Annotated in this window: 12 protein-coding genes; 3 read left to right on the forward strand and 9 right to left on the reverse strand. The window is 65.6% G+C overall.

Annotated features, from left to right (window positions below; genetic code table 11):
- Positions 1–25: 25 nt before the first annotated feature.
- Both EPO41_RS23380 and EPO41_RS23385 read left to right on the forward strand, forming a co-directional pair.
- A complete protein-coding gene (locus EPO41_RS23380) occupies positions 26–1939 on the forward strand; it encodes a diguanylate cyclase (protein WP_296330542.1) in 1914 nt (637 codons plus the stop codon).
- An 18-nt stretch (positions 1940–1957) separates the two neighbouring features.
- A complete protein-coding gene (locus tag EPO41_RS23385; RefSeq protein ID WP_296330544.1) occupies positions 1958–3103 on the forward strand; it encodes a GGDEF domain-containing protein in 1146 nt (381 codons plus the stop codon).
- Positions 3104–3133: 30 nt separating this feature from the next.
- Here EPO41_RS23385 and EPO41_RS23390 read toward each other — a convergent pair whose 3' ends face one another.
- From EPO41_RS23390 to EPO41_RS23430, 9 genes are all read right to left on the reverse strand, one after another.
- Complete coding sequence (locus tag EPO41_RS23390; protein ID WP_296330547.1) at positions 3134–4324, reverse strand: EAL domain-containing protein; 1191 nt, start codon at positions 4322–4324, stop codon at positions 3134–3136.
- A 132-nt stretch (positions 4325–4456) separates the two neighbouring features.
- Positions 4457–5518, reverse strand: a complete 1062-nt coding sequence (locus EPO41_RS23395) for a glycosyl hydrolase family 8 (RefSeq protein WP_296330550.1) — start codon at positions 5516–5518, stop codon at positions 4457–4459.
- A gap of 2 nt (positions 5519–5520) precedes the next feature.
- The gene (locus EPO41_RS23400; protein WP_296330553.1) at positions 5521–5919 is read right to left on the reverse strand and encodes a hypothetical protein; all 399 of its coding nucleotides are present in this window, start codon (positions 5917–5919) and stop codon (positions 5521–5523) included.
- 112 nt (positions 5920–6031) lie between these two features.
- Complete coding sequence (locus EPO41_RS23405; RefSeq protein ID WP_296330556.1) at positions 6032–10114, reverse strand: cellulose biosynthesis protein BcsC; 4083 nt, start codon at positions 10112–10114, stop codon at positions 6032–6034.
- Between the two features lie 16 nt (positions 10115–10130).
- Complete coding sequence (locus EPO41_RS23410; protein WP_296330559.1) at positions 10131–12377, reverse strand: cellulose biosynthesis cyclic di-GMP-binding regulatory protein BcsB; 2247 nt, start codon at positions 12375–12377, stop codon at positions 10131–10133.
- A 506-nt stretch (positions 12378–12883) separates the two neighbouring features.
- Positions 12884–15049: a UDP-forming cellulose synthase catalytic subunit gene (gene bcsA, locus EPO41_RS23415; RefSeq protein WP_296330561.1), complete on the reverse strand. Its 2166-nt coding sequence runs from the start codon at positions 15047–15049 to the stop codon at positions 12884–12886.
- Positions 15046–15822, reverse strand: coding sequence for a cellulose synthase operon protein YhjQ/BcsQ (locus EPO41_RS23420; RefSeq protein ID WP_296330565.1), 777 nt, complete (start codon positions 15820–15822; stop codon positions 15046–15048). Before EPO41_RS23420 ends, bcsA begins: the two co-directional genes overlap by 4 nt.
- Positions 15822–16262, reverse strand: coding sequence for a hypothetical protein (locus tag EPO41_RS23425; protein WP_296330567.1), 441 nt, complete (start codon positions 16260–16262; stop codon positions 15822–15824). Before EPO41_RS23425 ends, EPO41_RS23420 begins: the two co-directional genes overlap by 1 nt.
- A 282-nt stretch (positions 16263–16544) precedes the next feature.
- Positions 16545–17867 carry an aspartate aminotransferase family protein gene (locus tag EPO41_RS23430; RefSeq protein ID WP_296330570.1) on the reverse strand — a complete coding sequence of 441 codons (1323 nt, stop codon included), beginning with the start codon at positions 17865–17867 and terminating at the stop codon, positions 16545–16547.
- A gap of 141 nt (positions 17868–18008) precedes the next feature.
- Between EPO41_RS23430 and EPO41_RS23435 the strand changes: the two genes are divergently transcribed.
- Complete coding sequence (locus tag EPO41_RS23435) at positions 18009–18557, forward strand: cupin domain-containing protein (RefSeq protein ID WP_296330573.1); 549 nt, start codon at positions 18009–18011, stop codon at positions 18555–18557.
- The last annotated feature ends 200 nt before the right edge of the window (positions 18558–18757 follow it).

Consider the following 18757-nt stretch of genomic DNA (forward strand, 5'->3'; position numbering starts at 1 on the left):
ACATGCGTTCTCGCGGGCTCGTGAAATGAGCGCGAGTCTCCGCAATGCCAGCCTTCGCCAATTGGCCTTCCTGGCTGGGGGCCTCGTCGCCTTGATCTGCATGGCGCTCCTCACCCTCAGTTCCCTGCGCGAATGGGGACTGCGGCACGAAGCGCTGAAAGCCGCCGAAGTCGACGTCGCAAACATCGCCCAATCGCTCGTCCAGCATGCCGACGATTCGTTCGAACTGGCAGACAGCCTGGTCATTGGCCTCGTGCACCGTCTGGAGACGGACGGCATCGGGCCTGGCGCCATCCAAAGGTTGAGAGACGACATCGACCTCCGGAAGGGTACGATGGGGCGCGTCCGGGCTTTGTTCGTCTATGACGCAGCCGGCCGCTGGCTGGCGACAACTGAGTCCGTCAATCCGGCATTGTTCAACAACAGCGACCGCGAATACTTCAAGCAACATCGCGCATCGCTGGACAAGGGTCTGCTGATCGGCAGCCCCATCAGGAGCCGCTCCGGCGGACAGTGGGTCATCACGGCGTCGCGCCGCTTCGATCACCCGGACGGGTCCTTTGCCGGCGTCGTGCTGGCCACCATCGACGCGAGCTACTTTGCCGACTTCTACAAGCGCTTCGACCTCGGCACCACGGGGACCATCACCTTGATCGAAAAGAGCGGTATCATCCTCGCGCGGAGCGTCGACAATGAAACATCGGTCGGCCGCGATGTCTCGAGCACGCCGCTCATCCGGGAGATGGACGCCCGCCGACCGGCGGGTCTCTACTATTTCAGGTCGCCTTTCGACCAGACACTGCGCCTGAGCTTCTACAGGCTGAGCGACCGTTTTCCGCTGCTCATCCTGGCGACGGAGGCAAAGGACGAAGTCCTCGCACCGTGGCGCCAGGAAGCAATGATCCGCATGGCCCTCGTCCTCGGCCTGGTGACGTTGATCGCCGGCACAGGCATCTACCTCGTGCGCCAGTTGCTGAAGGGGCAACGCATTGCCGCGGTGCTGGCCGCCAACGAGGCCGACTTCCGGCTGCTGGCCGAGGAATCGAGCGACATGGTCATGCGCATCGGCCTCGACGAGAGAATCATCTACGTGTCGCCCTCGTGCATTCGCCTCTTGGGGTGGAGCGCGGCTCAGCTTCGCGAGACGCACGCGCTGGCGGGCGTCAACGGCGAGGATCTGCCGCGCGTGCGCCAAACCGTACGGGCCCTCAAACAGGGTGAGGTCGAGGAGACCAGGCTCGTTTACCGGACCCGACAACGGGAGGGTGGCGAGATCTGGCTCGAGACTGCCCTGCGCGCGACCCGCGATCCGGAGACCGGCAAGGTCAACGGAGTCGTCGCGATCTCGCGGGACATGACCGCGCACAAGGACCTTGAACAAAAGCTGGCGACCCTGGCGATCAAGGATGGCTTGACGGGACTCGCCAACCGGCGTCACTTCGACGACATGCTGCAGCAGGAGTGGCGCCGGGCCGGGCGCGACGGCACCTCCGTCTCGCTGTTGATGATGGACGTCGACAATTTCAAGAAGTTCAACGACCAGTACGGGCATCAGGCTGGCGATTCGTGCCTCAAGACCGTCGCCAAGGCGATTGCGGCGGAAGCGCGCCGCCCGGGCGATCTTGCCGCCCGCTACGGCGGCGAGGAATTCGTGCTGCTGCTTCCCAACGCCGACGAGGTGGGCTGTGCGCTGGTAGCGGAACGGATCCGCCAGTCACTGGAGACCCTCAACTTGGCGCACGCCCTGAACCTGCCGACGAAGCGGGTGACGCTGAGCATCGGTGGCGCGACGACCTGGCCAAATGCCGAAACCCAGGGCAACCATCCCTTGCTGATCGCAGCGGCGGACCGGGCACTGTATGTTGCCAAGCATGCGGGGCGTGACCGATTCGTCATGTCAGGCCAGGTCGTCGCCTGGCGGGGCGCCGAAAGCGCCTGACCGGAGTATCGCGCAAACATGTCGATGTCGGTCGACGTCCTGACGCTCTATCTGCTGAATTTCGTTGTCGCGTTCGTGATGGCCGGGATCTACTTTTTTTCCTGGTCCCATCATCGCGATGTCCCCGGTGTGCGCGGCTGGGCCATTGCCCTTGCACTGGGCGCGCTGGGCTCCCTGGAGTTAAGCCTGCGGACCAGCAGCTCCCCCCTTCCGCTGGTCATCATGGCCAATTCGCTGGTCGTCGCGGCATACGCAACCGTGTGGATGAGCGTGCGGCGGTTCAATACCGGCGAGCGCATCCTCAACTATGCCGTCATTCCCACGGTCCTGTTCTTCGTCATCTTTACGATCGCCCTGGTGAGCGGCACGGATCTCAATGTTCGCGTCGCGCTCTGCTCGCTCGCGATCGCCATCCTGTCCCTGCTCGCCGGCTGGGAAGTCCTCAGGGCCAGGATCAGCGAGCCGCTGATCAGCCGGATTCCGACAGCGCTCGCACTTTTCGTCATGTGCATTGCCATGGTGGTGCGCATCGTCTTCTCCCTGCTCGAAGAGCCGCCGCAGGAGCCGACGACGCCTTTCTACGATCCGACCCAGGGCATAACGCTGCTCATCAATACGATCTGCGTGGTGGCCATGACGCTCGGGTTCCTGATGATGACCCACGAACGCTTGAGGCATCATTTCGAGAGCCTGGCGAAAACCGATGAGCTGACGGCCCTGCCGAATCGCCGCTTCCTCCTCGACGAAGGGAAGCGGCTGAGGGCCCCGGCCTGCGTGCTGATGATCGATCTGGACTATTTTTCCGAGGTCAACAGGACGTACGGCCATACCGGCGGCGACCGGGCGCTCGTCGCCTTCGCGAACCTGGCCCGCAGCGAGCTGCGCCCCAGCGACCTGGTCGCCCGCTACGGCGGCGAAGAATTCTGCGCCCTGCTGCGCGACGTCGACGAGCCGGAAGCGCGACGCATCGCGGAACGGCTACGCGCGCGCATTGCCGAACTGTCGATCGACGTCGACGGCCGCCCCCTTCGCATCACCGCCAGCATCGGGTTGGCGAGGCTCGATGGAGACGTGGAGACGACGATACGCAAGGCCGATTCGGCGCTCTATCGTGCCAAGGCCCTCGGCCGAAACCAGGTCCAGAGCGCAGAAGCTCATTCATAGGCTCCGCCCCCATGGCTCGGCGGCGGGCGGTCAACCGATCCGCGGTGGCCTGTAGCGGCCCGCTTTGGCCATCTGCTCGATCCAGCCCTTCACCTGGGCGGCCGGCATCGGTCGGGCGATGAGAAAGCCTTGGGCGAAGTTGCAGCCGAGCCCCTCCAGCATATCCCACTGCTCGCGCGTCTCGATGCCTTCGGCCGTCAGACTCACGCCCTCGCGGGCCGCGAGGGACACCAGCGTCGAAACAATGTCCCTGGCTTCCCGGTCATCGGGCAGCCGCGCCACCAAGCCACGATCCATCTTCAGATCGCTGAAGGGATAATATTGCAACCGCCCGAAGTCGGAATAGCCGACCCCGTAATCGTCCATCGATACGCCGACGCCCGCCTCTCGCAAACGGGCCAGCAGACCACGCGCGACGGCCGGATCCGGTGCCCGTACGGTTTCCGTGATCTCGAGGATGAGCGTGCGCGGATCCGCACCCCGCTCCTCCAGCAAGCCGAGGATCTCATCCGCTATCCTCATTGACGTGAGCACGAGCGCCGACACGTTGACGGAAACAGCAAGGGACAGGCCTTGCTTGTTCCACACCGTCTGCTGATCGACCGCCCTTGCCATCACATCCCAAGTCAGCGGGATGATGGCACCCGTACGCTCGGCCAGGCCGATGAAGCCCTCGGGCTGGATCAGGCCATATTCGGGGTGCCGCCAGCGCACCAGCGCTTCGGTCCGGCGAACGACACGGTCCCGCATGGAAACGATCGGTTGGTAGTGCAGCTCGATCTCGTTGCCGGGTATCGGATCGAGGCCGCGCGCAGCGAGGTCGGCATTGGGTTCGTGCTCTTGGCGCGCCTCGAGCGCAGCCAGCCGCGCCATCAGGGCCGGAAAGGACAGAGGCTTCGCGAGAATGCCGACGACATCAAGGCCGGCACGAACGGCACTTCGCCGAATGCTCTCCAGCTCCGCCGCATCGATGGTTCCGACCAGGACGGTTCGCGGGCGCCAACCGGCGCTGAGCGCGGCAATGATCTGCAGGCACTGCGCCTGTCCCAGTTCGACATCGAGGAAGAGCCAATCGAAATGCCGTCCCTGTAGATACTTCGGCAGTTCCTCCGGCGAGCGGATGGTTCGGATGGAAAAATTGAGAGTGAGCGCCCTTTCGACCAGCTCGGCCCTGAATTCATCGTCACCGCTGGCCACGAGCGAGCGGAATTTGTGCGGCATCAAACGGGTCCGACCAGAACTGCCCGGGCGATATCCTCGAGGCAACGGACGTCAACGTATCGAACCCGGCGGGTCATGTCATGGTTCATCGAGGCTTGATGAGTTATGCACGATAGTGCCGGGAGCGGCTCCCTAGTTGCGCTTCGCACGGGGCCCTTCCTGGGCCGCCAGATTCGACAGCAGCTTGAGGCTGGCGGAGTAGTAGTCGTCGTCATCACCGATGGTTGCAATGGGCGCGTTTCCCCTGGCGCCGTCCGCCACGAATTGCGTGACCGCCGCGACCGCAGCGTAACCGCCGCTGGAGGGATACGATGCTACGGAGCCGTCGTCGAGGTTGATCCAGGCCGGGGGCCGTCCTCCGAACCTCGGCGTCCGCCAGGCCGTCACGAACCGGCCGAGGCGGGCGGCCTGGTTGTGCCACGCGAGATACAGCGGAATGCGTATGGCATCGAATCCGAAATACGGCTTCCAGTCGTCGGCGACCCGGAACGCCTGCTGGCCGAACAGCAGCCAGTCCGGCGGCAGCTTGTAGTCGCCGAAGGCCGCATTGTCGCAAAGCCACAGCCCATCGGCCTCGAGCCGCCGCCATTTTCCCCGGTCCCCCGCACCCTCGGCAAAATCGTGAATCGCAGGCCACACATAGTAGGAAAGATTGACCACATAACGATTGCCGCGGGCAAACCCCTGAAGGCCCGGCAACAGGATCAGCCGCCCCTGGAAGTCGACCGCAAGCCGCTCCAGGACCGCGGACTGGATGCGCCGCGACGGCTGCAGCCAACGCGGCTCGTTCCACCCTGCCGCGGCACGCATGAGCGCCCAGGCGATCAGGATGTCACCGTCGGCCGCGTTGTTCTTGTCGGGAACGGGATCGGCCGTATTGGGCGACCAGCGCCAGGAGAAGAGCCCGTCGCCTCGCTGCAGGGATCTCGAGGTCCAATCCCAGATCCTTGCGAATGTCTCCTTGTCGTCGAAACTCTGGGCGAAGAGGAGCCCCCAGCCCTGGCTCTCGGAATGGCTGACGTTGTTGTTGCCGCTGTCGATCACGCGCCGGTCGTCGACGACGAAGCGGCGCTTGAAGGTCTGCCAGTTCTGATCCGCCCGGGCGGCCGAGGGACTGAACGAAAGCGCCGCAAGGCCGATGCCTGCCTTGAGGAGCTGCCGGCGCGAACCATCGGTCACCCGACGCGGGTCCATGGCTAAAGACCGGACCGTTCGTAGCGGAAAACCAGCGGCGGGTAAGATCCGCTGCCACGTTCGGCGAGGCGCATCGCGAGTCCCGGGCGCGCCGCCTGCTGGGTCAGCCAGCCTTCCAGAAGCGCTTCGAGGATGGCGGCGAAGGCCGTCTGCGCCTCGACGCCGTCGAAGTACGGATAGCCGACGACGACGAACTCGAGCGCCTTCTCGGCCTCATAGATGTCGACCTGCCCCCAATCGAGGGACTGCAATCCCTCATTCATCGCCGCCTTGAGTTCGGCGAGCGAATTGGAGGCCGGGATGGCGTGTTCCCTGGCGATGGCCGAACCGGCACCGGCCAGGATGCGCAGCGCCTGTTCGTCTCCGGCGACCTGGGAAAGCGCGGCCGCCAGCCCCTCCATCAGAATCCGCAGGGGGGCTGGACAGGAACGGCGCGCAGCTACGCCCAGGGTCAGGGGATCGTATGAATTGTTTGCGGGGCGGACAGCCATCGAAAGTCCGTTCTGAACCAGGCTAGTTAAACGAGCTTCTCAGGAATAGCAGAATTGTGCCCTGATCGTACTGATAGGCGTTGTCGAAGTTGGCCTTGGCGCCGATCGACGTCCGCTCGGTTGCCGCATATTCGAAGCCCAGGCGCAGACCGAAGGCAATGCCGGTGTTGCTCTGCGCCGGGAAGATCGGCGCAAACGCCGCTGCTCCGCTCGTGGCCAGGATGTTCGCCGCGTTCTGGAAATAGTAGTTGGTGGGGAAGAACAGCGACGAACTCTGCTGGATGCTCTGGACGCCGAGCGTGGCACCCGCGCTGTACGTGAACTTGCCCGAGGTCTCTGTCCAGTCGATGGGAAACGTCAGGCTGTAGAAGCTCTGTGGGCTGAAGTAGCCGCCCTGGCCATAGGTGAAGTAGCTGAGATTCTGGTTGAAGCTCAGGTAGGTCGCCGAGATGCCGACCTTGAGTTCCTGGTTCTCGTCCTTGATGGGCCGGAAGTAAGCGCCCGCCGTGAATTCATAGGACTGGTTGCTCGCGACGTTCGTGCCCATGTAGTAGCCGTAGGCGAACTTCCCGTAGATACCCAGCGTTTGATCGTCGTAGCTGATGATCGCTTCGCCACCATTGCGCGTGACGCCACCCCACGTCAGGCTGGTGATCGGATCGGTCACGCCCGCGTAGGACAGGACTGAGTCGGTGACCGACCGGCGCGACGCCTCGAGCTTTATGTTCATCTTGTCGCCGAGAGGCTGATTCCAGACGAGACCGCCCACGATGGTGGTGAGCGGGAAGCCGAGCGGCGTGCTGCCGACGTCGAGCGTGAGATGCCCCCATTCGAGCCCCATGCCGAAGGCGATGCCCGTGGCCTGTGCATTGTTTGGCTGCAGCGTGCCGGCCAGCCCCGCAAGCGCGTTCGCGCCATAGCGCGACAGGGTCGACGGGTCTCCCCCGATGGTACCAGCGTTGATCGTCACCGGCATGATGGTCGGAACGAGGGCAGCGTTGCCGATGGGAATGCGGGCCTTGATCGGTACGCTGATCTCGTTGATGCGGCCGAGACCCGATTCGCCGGATCGGCCGCGGAAACCGATGCCGCCGTCCACGATGATCGCCGTGGACTTTTTCAGCGAGGTGAGTTCGCGTTCGATCTCGCGGCTGAGCGGATCGGTGTCGCTCATCGAACCCGACGGAGCGCCCGGCGTGCCCGGCAACGGCGGCGGCGTCATCGCCGTCACCGAGGTGCTCGCGCTGCTTTCGCCGCCCGGCCGACGCAGGGGGACCAGCGGATTCTGCGCCACCTGGACGGGCGGCGCGGCGCGCACCGGTCCCGCCTGGGCCGTCAGGACGGCTGGGGTCGCCAGGGACGGCCGATCCAGCGACATTACGTCGGCCCGGCTCGGCGTACCATCCGTACGGGTGACCGAAGCGTTCTTCGCGGCAACCCGCCGTTCGAATTCGGCCATGAACTCGGCCTCCGCGCTCCCGCCGGGAGGCCGCAGCGACGACCGTTCCGTCGCTACCCCGCCGGCGTTGCCGGGCGACACGGCCGCCGCTCGCTGAATGGGGGCCACGTCGACCGATGCGGGAGACGGCGCCGGAACCAGCTCGGTCTGCCCCAGGCCGCGGTTGAGCTGCTGGGCGGTCTCGAGGGCGCGCTTGGCGCCCGTCGTATCCCCCTGCGCGCGCAGCAGGCGTGCCTGGACCATGTAGAGGCGCGGATTCTGCGGCTGCAGACGCAGCGCCTCGGCGAGCCACACGTCGGCCCGCTCGTACCGCCGGAGATCGATGGCGATGTTCACCGCCTGCTGGAGCGTGTCGGGATCGGCCGGGGACGACACCATGATGCCGTCGAGAACCTGGATCGCCTGTTCGCCGAAGTTCGAATCCTTGTAGACCCTGGCCAGCGCCAGACGCGCGCCGACGCTGGGCGACGGACCGGAGACATAGGGCAGCAGCACGTCATAGGCAGCCGTCAGGTTCTTCTGCGTGCGCAGCCGGTCGGCCTGCTGGATGGCCAGCGACTCCTGGAGGTTGGCCACGTCGCGGCCGCCTGTGTTCTTGGAGATGCGCGCCAGCAGCGTGCTGGCCTCGGCGTCCTGGCCTGCCTCCGATGCTGCGTAGAACATGGTACGCAGCGTATCGGCGCTGAGGTCGTTGCGAGCCGAGAGACGACGGACGACGGCCATCGCCTGGGCGCGGTCGCCGACCTTGGCGAGTGCCAGCGCCGCATTGGCCTGCTGCGACGGTGTCGCGTTCGGGGCATTGGCGCGCGCCGCCAGAGTCGCCCGCGCGCCAGCATCGCCCGCCTTCGCCGCGGCGATCAACTGGTCGGTGTCGCCGGCATTGCGGAGGTCGTTGCGCAGGGTGTTCATGCGCGCCGAACGCTGGTTGACGGGGATCCGGTCGAGCAGAGCAACGGCCTCACCGGTTCGCGATTGCTCGGAATAGTAGACGGCTGCCGCGTAGATGCTCTCCGGCCGGCCGCTGGCCACCAGCTCGTCGATCAACGGCTGCGCTTCGGCGACCTTGCCCCGCCTCGCCAGGAACTTTGCGAGGTCGTAACGGATCCACGGGCTGGACGGGTCCATGCGCATGGCTTCGCGATAAAGTTGTTCGGCCCGCTCGGGCTGCGAACGCTCGAGGCCGGCGGCCTGGACCCGCAGGCTCTGCGCCGCCTGCTGGGCACCGTCCGACTGGATGCGCGTCCGGACGGACGGGTCGAGATTGGCCAGAAGCGGCTCGCTGCGCGTGTCGCGCCCCTGGGCGGTCAGCACCTGGTAGAGGCCGGCCTGTGCTTCCTTGTTGCCCGGATCGCGGCTCAGGGCATCGCGGTAGTATCCCTCCGCCTCGCGCTGCTTGCCCTGGCGGCGCAGCAGGTCGCCCATCAGAGCCTGGGCCGTGCCACGCTCCTTGGGCGTACCCGTATGGTCGGCCAGCGGCCGGACGATCTTCTCCGCCTGGGTGACGTCGCCGCGATCCCGCAGGGCGACGGCCTCCCGGTAGGACAGCCAGAAGTTCGCCGCCTCGAGCGCCGGCGCCCAGTCGGCTGCCCGGCTCGGGGCCATCTTGATGGCCTTGTCGAGTTGGTCGCGCGCGTCCGCGAACCGCTCCTGCCGCAGGCGCACGATGCCGATCCCCGCGACCGCGTCAGCATTGTTGGGGTCTGCCTGCAGGACCCCTTCGAAGCGCGAAACCGCCTGATCGTTCAGACCCTGATCGGACAGCCGATACGCTTCGGCGAGCGCGGCGCCCAGCGGGTCCTGTCGCACGGGCCGTTGCGCGTCGACGAGCTTGTCGCGAACGACCGTGTCGCCGGGAAAGCGCTGGAGATAGGATTCGAAGAACGGCTTGTCCTGCGGCCCGACCGTGAGCCACAGCATCCCTTGCCGCATCGCCTCGAACGAGGCCTGCGCGACGGCTGGATCACTGGCCAATTCCGCCAGCAGAACAATGCCTTCGCGCCGCGTCTGCTCATTGTAGGTGAGGATGCGGGCATAGGCGAACTTGGTTCGGGACGTCGCATAGCTGCGCTCGGCCAGTGCCTTGAGCCGGATCCGCGCTTCCTCCCAGCCCGCGCCCGTTCCCGCCAGCGTCTCGTAATATTCCACGGCGAGGTCGAACGGCGGCGGGCCGCCCCGAAAGGCCCGTTGATACATCGCGATCGCGCGATCATAAGCGCCCGCGGCGGCAAGCCGGCGGGCTTCGGCCAGCGCCACCTCGTCGGTCTGGCCCAGTGCCATCGCGCGCTCGAGTTCCGCCGCGCGCGCATCGTTCGGATCGATCTGACGCAGGCGCGCGATCGTCGCGCGGACCTGGTCGAAGCGCTGGTTCTGCAGCTCGATCGAGCCCAGCTGGAACAGCGCCTCCGTATTGTCGGGCTGGCTTTCCAGGATCTTTCGCAGCGATTGCGCGGCGAGGTCGGGACGATTGCGCTCCCGCCACATGGTCGCCTGCTCGAACAGGAGGCCATAGATCGACGACGACGAGGGGTCGGCGGCCGTCGTCGGCGGCGCCGCCCATCCGGGGTTCGGAACGGACAGCGCAACGACCGCGCTGGCGAGAACGCTCTTGATGGTCCCGCTACGCTCCGAACGCTCCGTCCTTCCCATTAGACCCCAAACTCAGTCAGCTTCCGTCCGACAACGTCCGGGTAAGAAGCCGGTTAGCCCTGTGTGCCGAAAACCGTTCGATCATCACCGCGAAGATTAATATAACACAAATCACGCAAATGAAGGCAGCAAGTTCAAAAGATCCGGCAAGCCATTGAATTCGCCACCAGATTGGTAGTCCGCCAACGAATTTCCTAACACCGGACGTGTAGAATTCCCCCTTACTGCCTGTCAGATAATAAAAATCGCCCTGTACGTTGGTCGACACTTCGGGGTCGCCGAGATGTCCGCTCATCGCCACCAGGGCCGCCGGCTGCGTGCTGCCGACCATGACCACCAGCCGGTTCTCGTTGAGCGGCGACCAGAAGCTGGAAAGGTATGCGTAGGGCTTGCCGATATTGGCCTTTGCAAGTTCCGGGGCGGCCCCGCGATAGTAGGGCGCGCGCGGATCGGTCGGTTGAAACTGGCGCTGCAGGAAACTGAGGCCGGGCGCTGCCGTAACGCTGGTCGGCGTGATGTGGACCGAGTTGTGGGACTCCCATTGCTTGAGCAACGGCTGGTTCGAGGTGAGCCCGATGACGATCAGGTCGCGGTCGGCCACCTGGTCGACCTTTGCGGCGTCGACGACCTCATGGCGGGTTGGCGGCACGCCCGTGGCGTCGGCCATCATTCCCAGCAGGTTCAGGAGAGCCTGCACCTCTTCAGGCGACGACGTTTCGGGCATCACGAACGCCGTGGTCGCGAGATCGGCATAGCGGGTGAACGGAAATCCGGCATTCGCGAACAGCGCCAGGTTCGGGAAGGCGGCGAAATGGGCGACACGACTGAGGTCGATCGTCGAGTCGGGATCGATGCCCGTGCGGTCGCTCCAGTCGAGCATTTCACACTCGGCGTCCGCCTTGGCCCGCAGCTCGAACCGGAAATCGAGGTGGTTCTGGCTGGCAAGCTGGAAGCCCGGGAGCAGCACCTGGCTAACGCGATCCTCGGCCTTCCCCGGGATCAGCCATTCCTTCAGGCGCGACAGCACCTTCAGCTTTGGTTCGAGCGGGATCTCCCCGACCGTGCGCTGGTTGAGGTCGACGAAGACGCGTGAATTGCCGGCATCGACCCAGCTGTCGTCGGCGCGACGGATGTGCACGTACATCTTGCCGCCGGACAGCGCGCCGAAGAACAGATCGGGCGCCGTACGGAAAGTGACCCCCGGCGAATCGAGGAGACGGCGGCCGTTGATGCCTCCGCCGTCCGGGATTTCGCCGAGACGCACCGGCCGATTGCTCGGAATCCATTTCGGCGCATCGTAGGCCCGGCGAGGCGCCGGGAGCGGCTCGCTGGCGGCCGACCAGCCGCCGCTCAGGCGCGAAGGCGAGGTCGCGAGGGTCCCCGCGGCCGCCTGAAGCTGCTCGGTGGTGTCGCCGATGACCAGCAGGAGCTTGCTGTCGACCTGGGAAGGATTGGCGACCACCGCGACGCGCGGTCCATCGCCCGGAATGGCCGCAACACCGGGCGGATAGTTGCCGCCGACGACCAGGACGACGGCGTTGCCAGCCGGCAGGCCGGTATATTGCACGGGGAACGTCGCGCCCTTGTTGCCGGCGACCAGGCCGAAATAGCCGGCCACCATGCCGGCCGCCTGCAGCAGCCCGGGCTCGGGATCGGGCGGCAGCACGAAGGGCAGGTTGAGCGGCAGCGGGTCCTTGGGATCGGCAAAGGGGCGCGGCAGCGACGCCAGGTCGTCGGCAACCGGCAGCCGCGTCGTGCTGAGATAGATGAAGGTCGCGGGTTCGATGTTCACCCAGATCGCCCTGTCGCGATCGAGCGTGCAGGCTCTCGCTCCCTGGCCCTTGAGAGTGAAGCGGAACTGCAGGCGGTTGTCGGTCGAGAGCAGGGCCGGCGTGAAGGTGAACTCGGCGCGCGCCTTCGGTCCGCTCGCCTTGCCCAGCGCGACAGAGCCGATCGGCTCGTTGTTGAGGAACACCTGGAGGACGCCGTCATCGCGGGCGACGGCATTCGAATAACTGAAGAGGAGACTGATGCGCGCGGCGACGAAGGCATCGTCCTGGCGGGTCGTGAAGGCAATGCCGGTCTCGGAAGCGGCGCCTTCGAGATGGAGGGCTTTGCTCCGCAGGTCGCGCAGGCGGATCAGCTGGCTGCGGCCATCCGCGGTCCCGGTGAACATCGGATAGTTCGCCATGGGGAGCTGCGAGGGAATCGGCATTATGTCGGGCCGGTTCGAACCGGTCGGCGGGACGGGCGTTGCCGTCACGGCGGGAGCCGAGGGCGGAAGGCTCGCCGGGGGCGGCGCCACTGCCGGGGCCGGGGCCGGGGCCGGGGGCGGAGCCGCAGGCACCGGAAGAGGAGCCGGCGCGGACGCGACTGGGGGGGCCGTCGGCGGCGTGGACGGCCGCTGGGCCCCCGCTGGTAGTGGAGCAGCCTGGGGAATCGTCGGCGGCACGATGGGCGTTGCGACATTCGCCGGGGGCATCGGCGTGGTCGTAGGCAATGGCGCCTGCTGTCGCTGGCCCTGCGAATCCGGCGGTGGAATGACGGCAACGCCCGACGGGATGGACGGCAGGCTGGACGGCAATTCGAACTTCGGCGTGAGCTGGGTGGGTTGCGTGAGCTGGACAGCCGGGCTGTTTGCCTGCGGCGGAAAGAACGTCATGGGCAGCGAGCCCGCCCCGGACCGCGGGCCGAGGTCCTGTTGCGCCGCGGCGGGCGCGACGATCGTGAGTGCCAGAACCATCGCGGCGCGACGGATCGCTGCCGACCTCACGTCGGCCTCGGCGCCGCCGGTAGCGGTTGCTGGACGGGCTCCCGGGACCGGCGGACATTGCGCGCCGCCATGCCGACCAGGCCGCGAATGGCACCCGAGAGATCGATCAGTGACTTGCCGACGGTGTCCGGCGGCCGGTCATCCCAGTTGAGCCAGGCGTCGGCGCGGCCGAACACGGCACTGACGATCGTCCGCTCTTCCTCGAGATTCGTCGGCATGAACTCGAGACGCACTTCGCGACCCTTGACGGCAACGACCCGGGCCGGAACGGCGGAGATGTCCTCGATCTGCTCGAAGTTGATCACGACCTCTTCGTTCACCGTCACGTCGGTCGCGAGATCGTCCATCCGCAGCAGGCCGCCGCCGAGGGAAATATCCTCGGTCCTTCCCATCAGCGAGCGCCTGCCGTCGAAATAGAGTGCGATCGGTTGCCGGACACGGACGCGCGGCTGGGCCCTCACCTGCCGCCTCTCGCGACCGACCGCGAGGGCCGCGACAACGGTGAAGGCGCTGTAGAAACACCAGAACAGGTTCATCCAGAGCACCGGCGCATCGCCCGGAAACAGCTCGGTGAAAAGAAGACGATAGAAGCCGACGCCGATCGCCGCCATCAGCACCACCGCGAGGATCATCAGCGGCCGCATGATGGGCGTATCGTAGAGTTCCTGCTCCAGCACGCCGCCCTTGCTGGTGACGTTGAAGCTGCCGGCCTTGGGATTGATGAGAGCCAGGAGCGTCGGCCCCATGATGTGGAACAGCAGGACGTTGTCGTAGATCTCGCCCCAGAAGGAATAGCGGTACCGCCCGTCGAGCCGCGATTGCGTGGCCAGGGTATGGAACAAGTGCGGCCCGGCATAGGCCATGACCATCAATGCGCTCGCCACGATGATATTCTGGGATGTCACCAGATAGGCCACCGGCGCCGTCAGGAAGACGAAGCGCGGCACCGGGAACAGGAAGTACATCATCGCATTGAGGTAGCAGATGCGCTGACCGAAGCTCAGGCCGCGCCCGAGCAGCGGATTGTCGGTGCGGAAGATCTGGATCATGCCGCGCGCCCAGCGCATGCGCTGGCCGATATGGATCGAAAGCCGCTCGGTCGCCAGGCCGGCGGCCAGCGGCCAGCGCAAATAGGCCGTGTTCCAGCCCTTGCGGTGCATGCGCAGGGAAGTATGGGCGTCCTCGGTCACCGTCTCGACGGCGATGCCGCCCACCTCGTCAAGCGCTTCGCGGCTCAGCACCGCGCACGAGCCGCAGAAGAAGGTCGCGTTCCAGAAGTCGTTGCCCGGCTGGATCAGGCCGTAGAAGAGCTGGCCTTCGTTGGGCACCCGGCCGAAGGTGCCGAGGTTTCGCTCGAACGGGTCGGGCGAATAGAAATGATGTGGCGTCTGCAGCATGCCGAGCTTGCGGTCGCGCAGGAACCAGCCGACGGTCATCTGCAGGAACGCCCGCGTCGGAATGTGGTCGCAGTCGAAGATGGCGATCAGCTTGCCCTTGGTGATCGTCAGCGCATGGTTGATGTTGCCGGCCTTGGCGTGCTCGTTGCTGGGCCGGATCAGATAGCCGCAGCCCGCCTCCTCCGCGAAACGCTTGAACTCCGGCCGGCGCCCGTCGTCGAGGATGTAAACCTTGAACTTGTCGGCCGGGTAATCCATGACCATCGCCGCCAGCACAGTCGGCTTAACGACGTCGAGACTCTCGTTGTAGGTGGGGATGTAGACGTCGACCGTCGGCCATTCCTGGACGTCGGCGGGCAGCGGCGCCGGCTGGCGCTCGAGGGGCCACAGGACCTGGAAGTAGCCGATCATCAGCACGATCCAGGCGTAGACCTCGGCCGCAAAGAGGCCGTAGCCGAACATCATGTCGAACGGATCGACGAAGCCCAGCGTCTCGGTCGTTCTCCACCACAGGTAACGGGTCGACACGAGGGCCGACAGCACGACGATAATCAAGGTGGCCATGCGGCTCTTGAAGCGGTTCACGATCAGGAAGATGAAGGCCGTGAAGACCGCGAAGATTGCCTGCGTCTGCAGATCGAAAGGCGTGATGATGACGAAGGCCGCCGGCCCGAGCGCCACGATCGCGACGAACAGGTAGAAGAGCCTCGTGGCGAGCGGAACGCGCCGGTTCTGGGTCGGCTCGACAATGCTGGATGAGGTCATGGCCGTCCGGGTTCCATGCCGTCGAGGAGCAGCCCTTGCACCGACGCGGCCAGGCCGCGCACATCGGCCGCCGCCTTGCTCGTCGGCGCGCGATCGACCACGAGCTGCTGGTGCGCCACGGCTTCGCCGAAGCTGTCGTCGTAGTTCACGATGCCGAGCATTGCCTGCCCCAGCCGGCGCCGCAGCAGGGCGACTACGTCACGCGTCAGCTTGCGTCGCATATCGACGAGGTTGAAGACGTATCGCACCTGGCGCTGCACGCCCTCAGGCGCACGCCCCAGGAAATTCTGCGATTCGACCGTCGAAAGCAGCGATACCGAGGTGGCGTCGGCCTGCAGGACGACGATGTCGAGGGTCGAGACCGGACGCGTCTGATCGAGGAAGACCGAGGGGCCCGGCGGCGTATCGACGACCACGACGAAGCCGCGCTCGATGAAGGGGGCAATCGTGTTCGCGAACCAGTTCTCGTTGCGCGCCAGGTAATCCGATACGGCATGAAGCTGCGCCGCGGTGACCTGCCCGAACGGCAGGACGAGGAGATTGGCGCCGCCCGGCAGCACACCCTCGCGAACCGAACGCCCATAGACCAGGCAGTGCGCCCAGCCACGATCGTCGGCAAGCTGGATCCCAGCATGCAGGCGCATCGAATTCTGGACGTCGAGATCGACCACGAGCACCCGCAGGCCGGAGCGGGCCAGCACGCCCGCGACGTTGATGCTGAGAGAGGTCTTGCCTACACCGCCCTTGGGCGAACAAAAGCAGACGACCGACATTAACGTGCCAGTCGGTCGAAGAGTCCATTCAGGCCACCGGGCGCAGGCGGCGGTGCCGCCTGGCCGACCGGCTGGCTGATGATGCGACGAATGTCGGCCAATGTCCTGTGCCCTCCGCTTGCGGCCGGCAGAGGGGACCGCCCCGCTCCCGCGGCATGCTGGAAGGCTTCGTCCCGCCATGCGCTGCGGTCGGCGACCCTCGGCTCCCCGAAGCCCGGCGAGCGGTCGAAGACGTCAGCCAGCAAATCGTTGCCCGATGTCGCCCCGACCGCGAGTGGAATTTCCTCCCGCCCGGACGAGGGCGGATCCTTGCCGAAAATGGCATCTATCAAGGGTGCCGACATTTGATCCGTCGTGCTGTCGAACTCGCGATAGGGCGTGCCAGTACGGCCCGTTGCACTCAGGAGATGGGCGACATCGTCGTTGTTCTTGATGGCCATATCCGTACTCCACCCACCAGTTTGATACACTATCGGTCGCGGCCCGTCATCTCTACACGCACCATATAGGCGATCAATCTGTCGGGGTTGGCGCCCGCTTTTCATCCGCCGTAGTCGTCATCGGCCGGCAACTCTTGAATTGCCGGAAGAAGCGTCGGGTATCTGACATTCGGAAGAACCGATCACGGGCCTGCAGGCCGCGTCGGCGCTGTCGCGCGGGCATGAAAAAGCCGGCAACCAGGAATGGCCGCCGGCTTCTTTCAGGAATGGTTAACAGAAACTCTAGGCGACGGCCTTGATGGTCTTGGCGGTGATCTCGACGATCTCGTCGATCTGCGCCTTCTCGATGACCAGCGGCGGCGACATGGCGATGGCGTCGCCGGACTGGCGAACCATGAGCCCCAGATCGAACGCCTTGACGAAGGCCTTGTAGCCGCGCGTGCCGACCGCGCCCTCCGGCGCCAGATCGATGCCGCAGGCCATGCCGAGATTGCGGATGTCGGTGACGTTGGGCAGCCCCTTCAGCGAGTGGATGCCCTCCTCCCAGTAAGGCGACAGTTCGGCCGCCCGCGCGAACAGCTCCTCGTCGCGATAGATGTCCAGCACCGCCGACGCCGCCGCACAGGCGAGCGGGTGCGCCGAATAGGTGTAGCCATGGAACAGGTCGATGGCGTTCTCCGGGCCGTTCATCAGCCCGTCGAACACGTGCTTGCGCACGAACACGCCACCCATCGGCACTGTGGCATTGGAGATGCCCTTGGCCACCGTCATCAGGTCGGGGATCACGCCGAACTTCTCGGCGGCGAAGCTGGTGCCGAGGCGGCCGAAGCCGGTGATCACCTCGTCGAAGATCAGCAGGATGCCGTGCTTGTCGCAGATTTCGCGCAGGCGCTTCAGGTAGCCCTTCGGTGGCGGCAGGAAGCCCGTCGAGCCGGCGCACGGCTCGACGATCACAGCCGCGATGTTGGACGCATCATGCAGGCCCACGATGCCCTCGAGGGCATCGGCCAGGTGTGCGCCGTTTTCCGGCTCGCCTTTCGAGAAGGCGTTCTCCGGCAGGTGCGTGTGCGGCAGGTGATCGACCCCCGGCAGCATCGCGCCGAACCACTTGCGATTGTTCACCATGCCGCCGACCGAGATGCCACCAAAGCCGACGCCGTGATAGCCGCGCTCGCGGCCGATGAAGCGGGTGCGCGTGCCCTGGCCGTTGGCGCGGTGATAGGCCAGCGCGATCTTCAGCGCGCTGTCGACCGCCTCGGAGCCGGAGTTGCAGTAGAAGGCATGGTTCAGGTCGCCCGGCAGCAGGGCGGCGTGCCGCGCGGCCAGCTCGAACGCCTTGGGATGGCCCATCTGGAACGACGGCGCATAATCCATTTCGTCGAGCTGCTTGGCGATCGCCGCCTTGATCTCCTCACGGCCGTGGCCGGCATTGACGCACCACAGGCCGGCGGTGCCGTCGATGACCTTGCGGCCTTCCGGAGTCCAGTAGTGAACCCCCTTCGCCCGGGCCAGCATGCGCGGGTTCTGCTTGAACTGCCGGTTCGCGGTGAACGGCATGAAGAACGCTTCAAGGTTGTTCGCGGCAGGCGCGCTGTTCGACGACATCCCCATACTCCTCTGAAATCTGGAGCCCTATACTGGACCGCTTTCTATCCAGAACAAGATGATATCTGCCGACGGCGCATTTTACGGTAATTTGCGCACAAACGACCCTTTCCGTTCACTATACTGAACACAGTAAGCACCATGGACATCACCACCGGCGAGAGACTGAAGATCGCACGCCAGCGGGCCGGGCTCTCCCAGCGCGCTCTGGCCAAGAAGGCCGGTGTCGGCAACGCCACCGTGTCCCTGATCGAGAGCGACCGGATCAACCCGTCGGTCAGCGCGCTCAAGCGGATCCTGGACGCGATCGCCATGCCGCTCTCCGACTTCTTCGCGATCGACGAGAAAGCGAGCGAGGAGAAGGTCTTCAAGGCCGGCAGCCTCACGGAGATCGGCCGGGGCGGCATATCGTTCCGGCAGATCGGCAAGGACCTGTCCGGTCGCGCCCTTCAACTTCTTTACGAAACCTATCAGCCGGGCGCCGACACGGGAAAGATCATGCTGCGCCACGAGGGCGAGGAAGCCGGCTTCGTGATCTCGGGCCGCATCGAGCTCACGATCGGCTCGACGCTTCACATCCTCAACGCGGGCGACGCCTACTACTTCAAGAGCGCCGAGCCCCATCGCTTCAGGAATGCGACGGCCAGGCCGGCGGTGATCGTGAGCGCCTGCACGCCGCCGACATTCTAGCAGAACGAAGAAAGATCTCGCGGGCCGGGCGCCACTCCGGCTGACCATGTTGGGCTACCTACGCACCGTGAGGTCATGGTCGCTGCTGTCGGATATCCGCTTTGGGCGTGCCCCCGCTCAAGGTGGCCCCTCCCCGGCTCCCGTGCGTCGAGCTGCGTGTCTGCGTTCCACGCCGCCGCGAGTGTCATCGCCCTTACACG

It is taken from the genome of Reyranella sp. (genome assembly GCF_004297265.1).
Lineage (GTDB): Bacteria > Pseudomonadota > Alphaproteobacteria > Reyranellales > Reyranellaceae > Reyranella.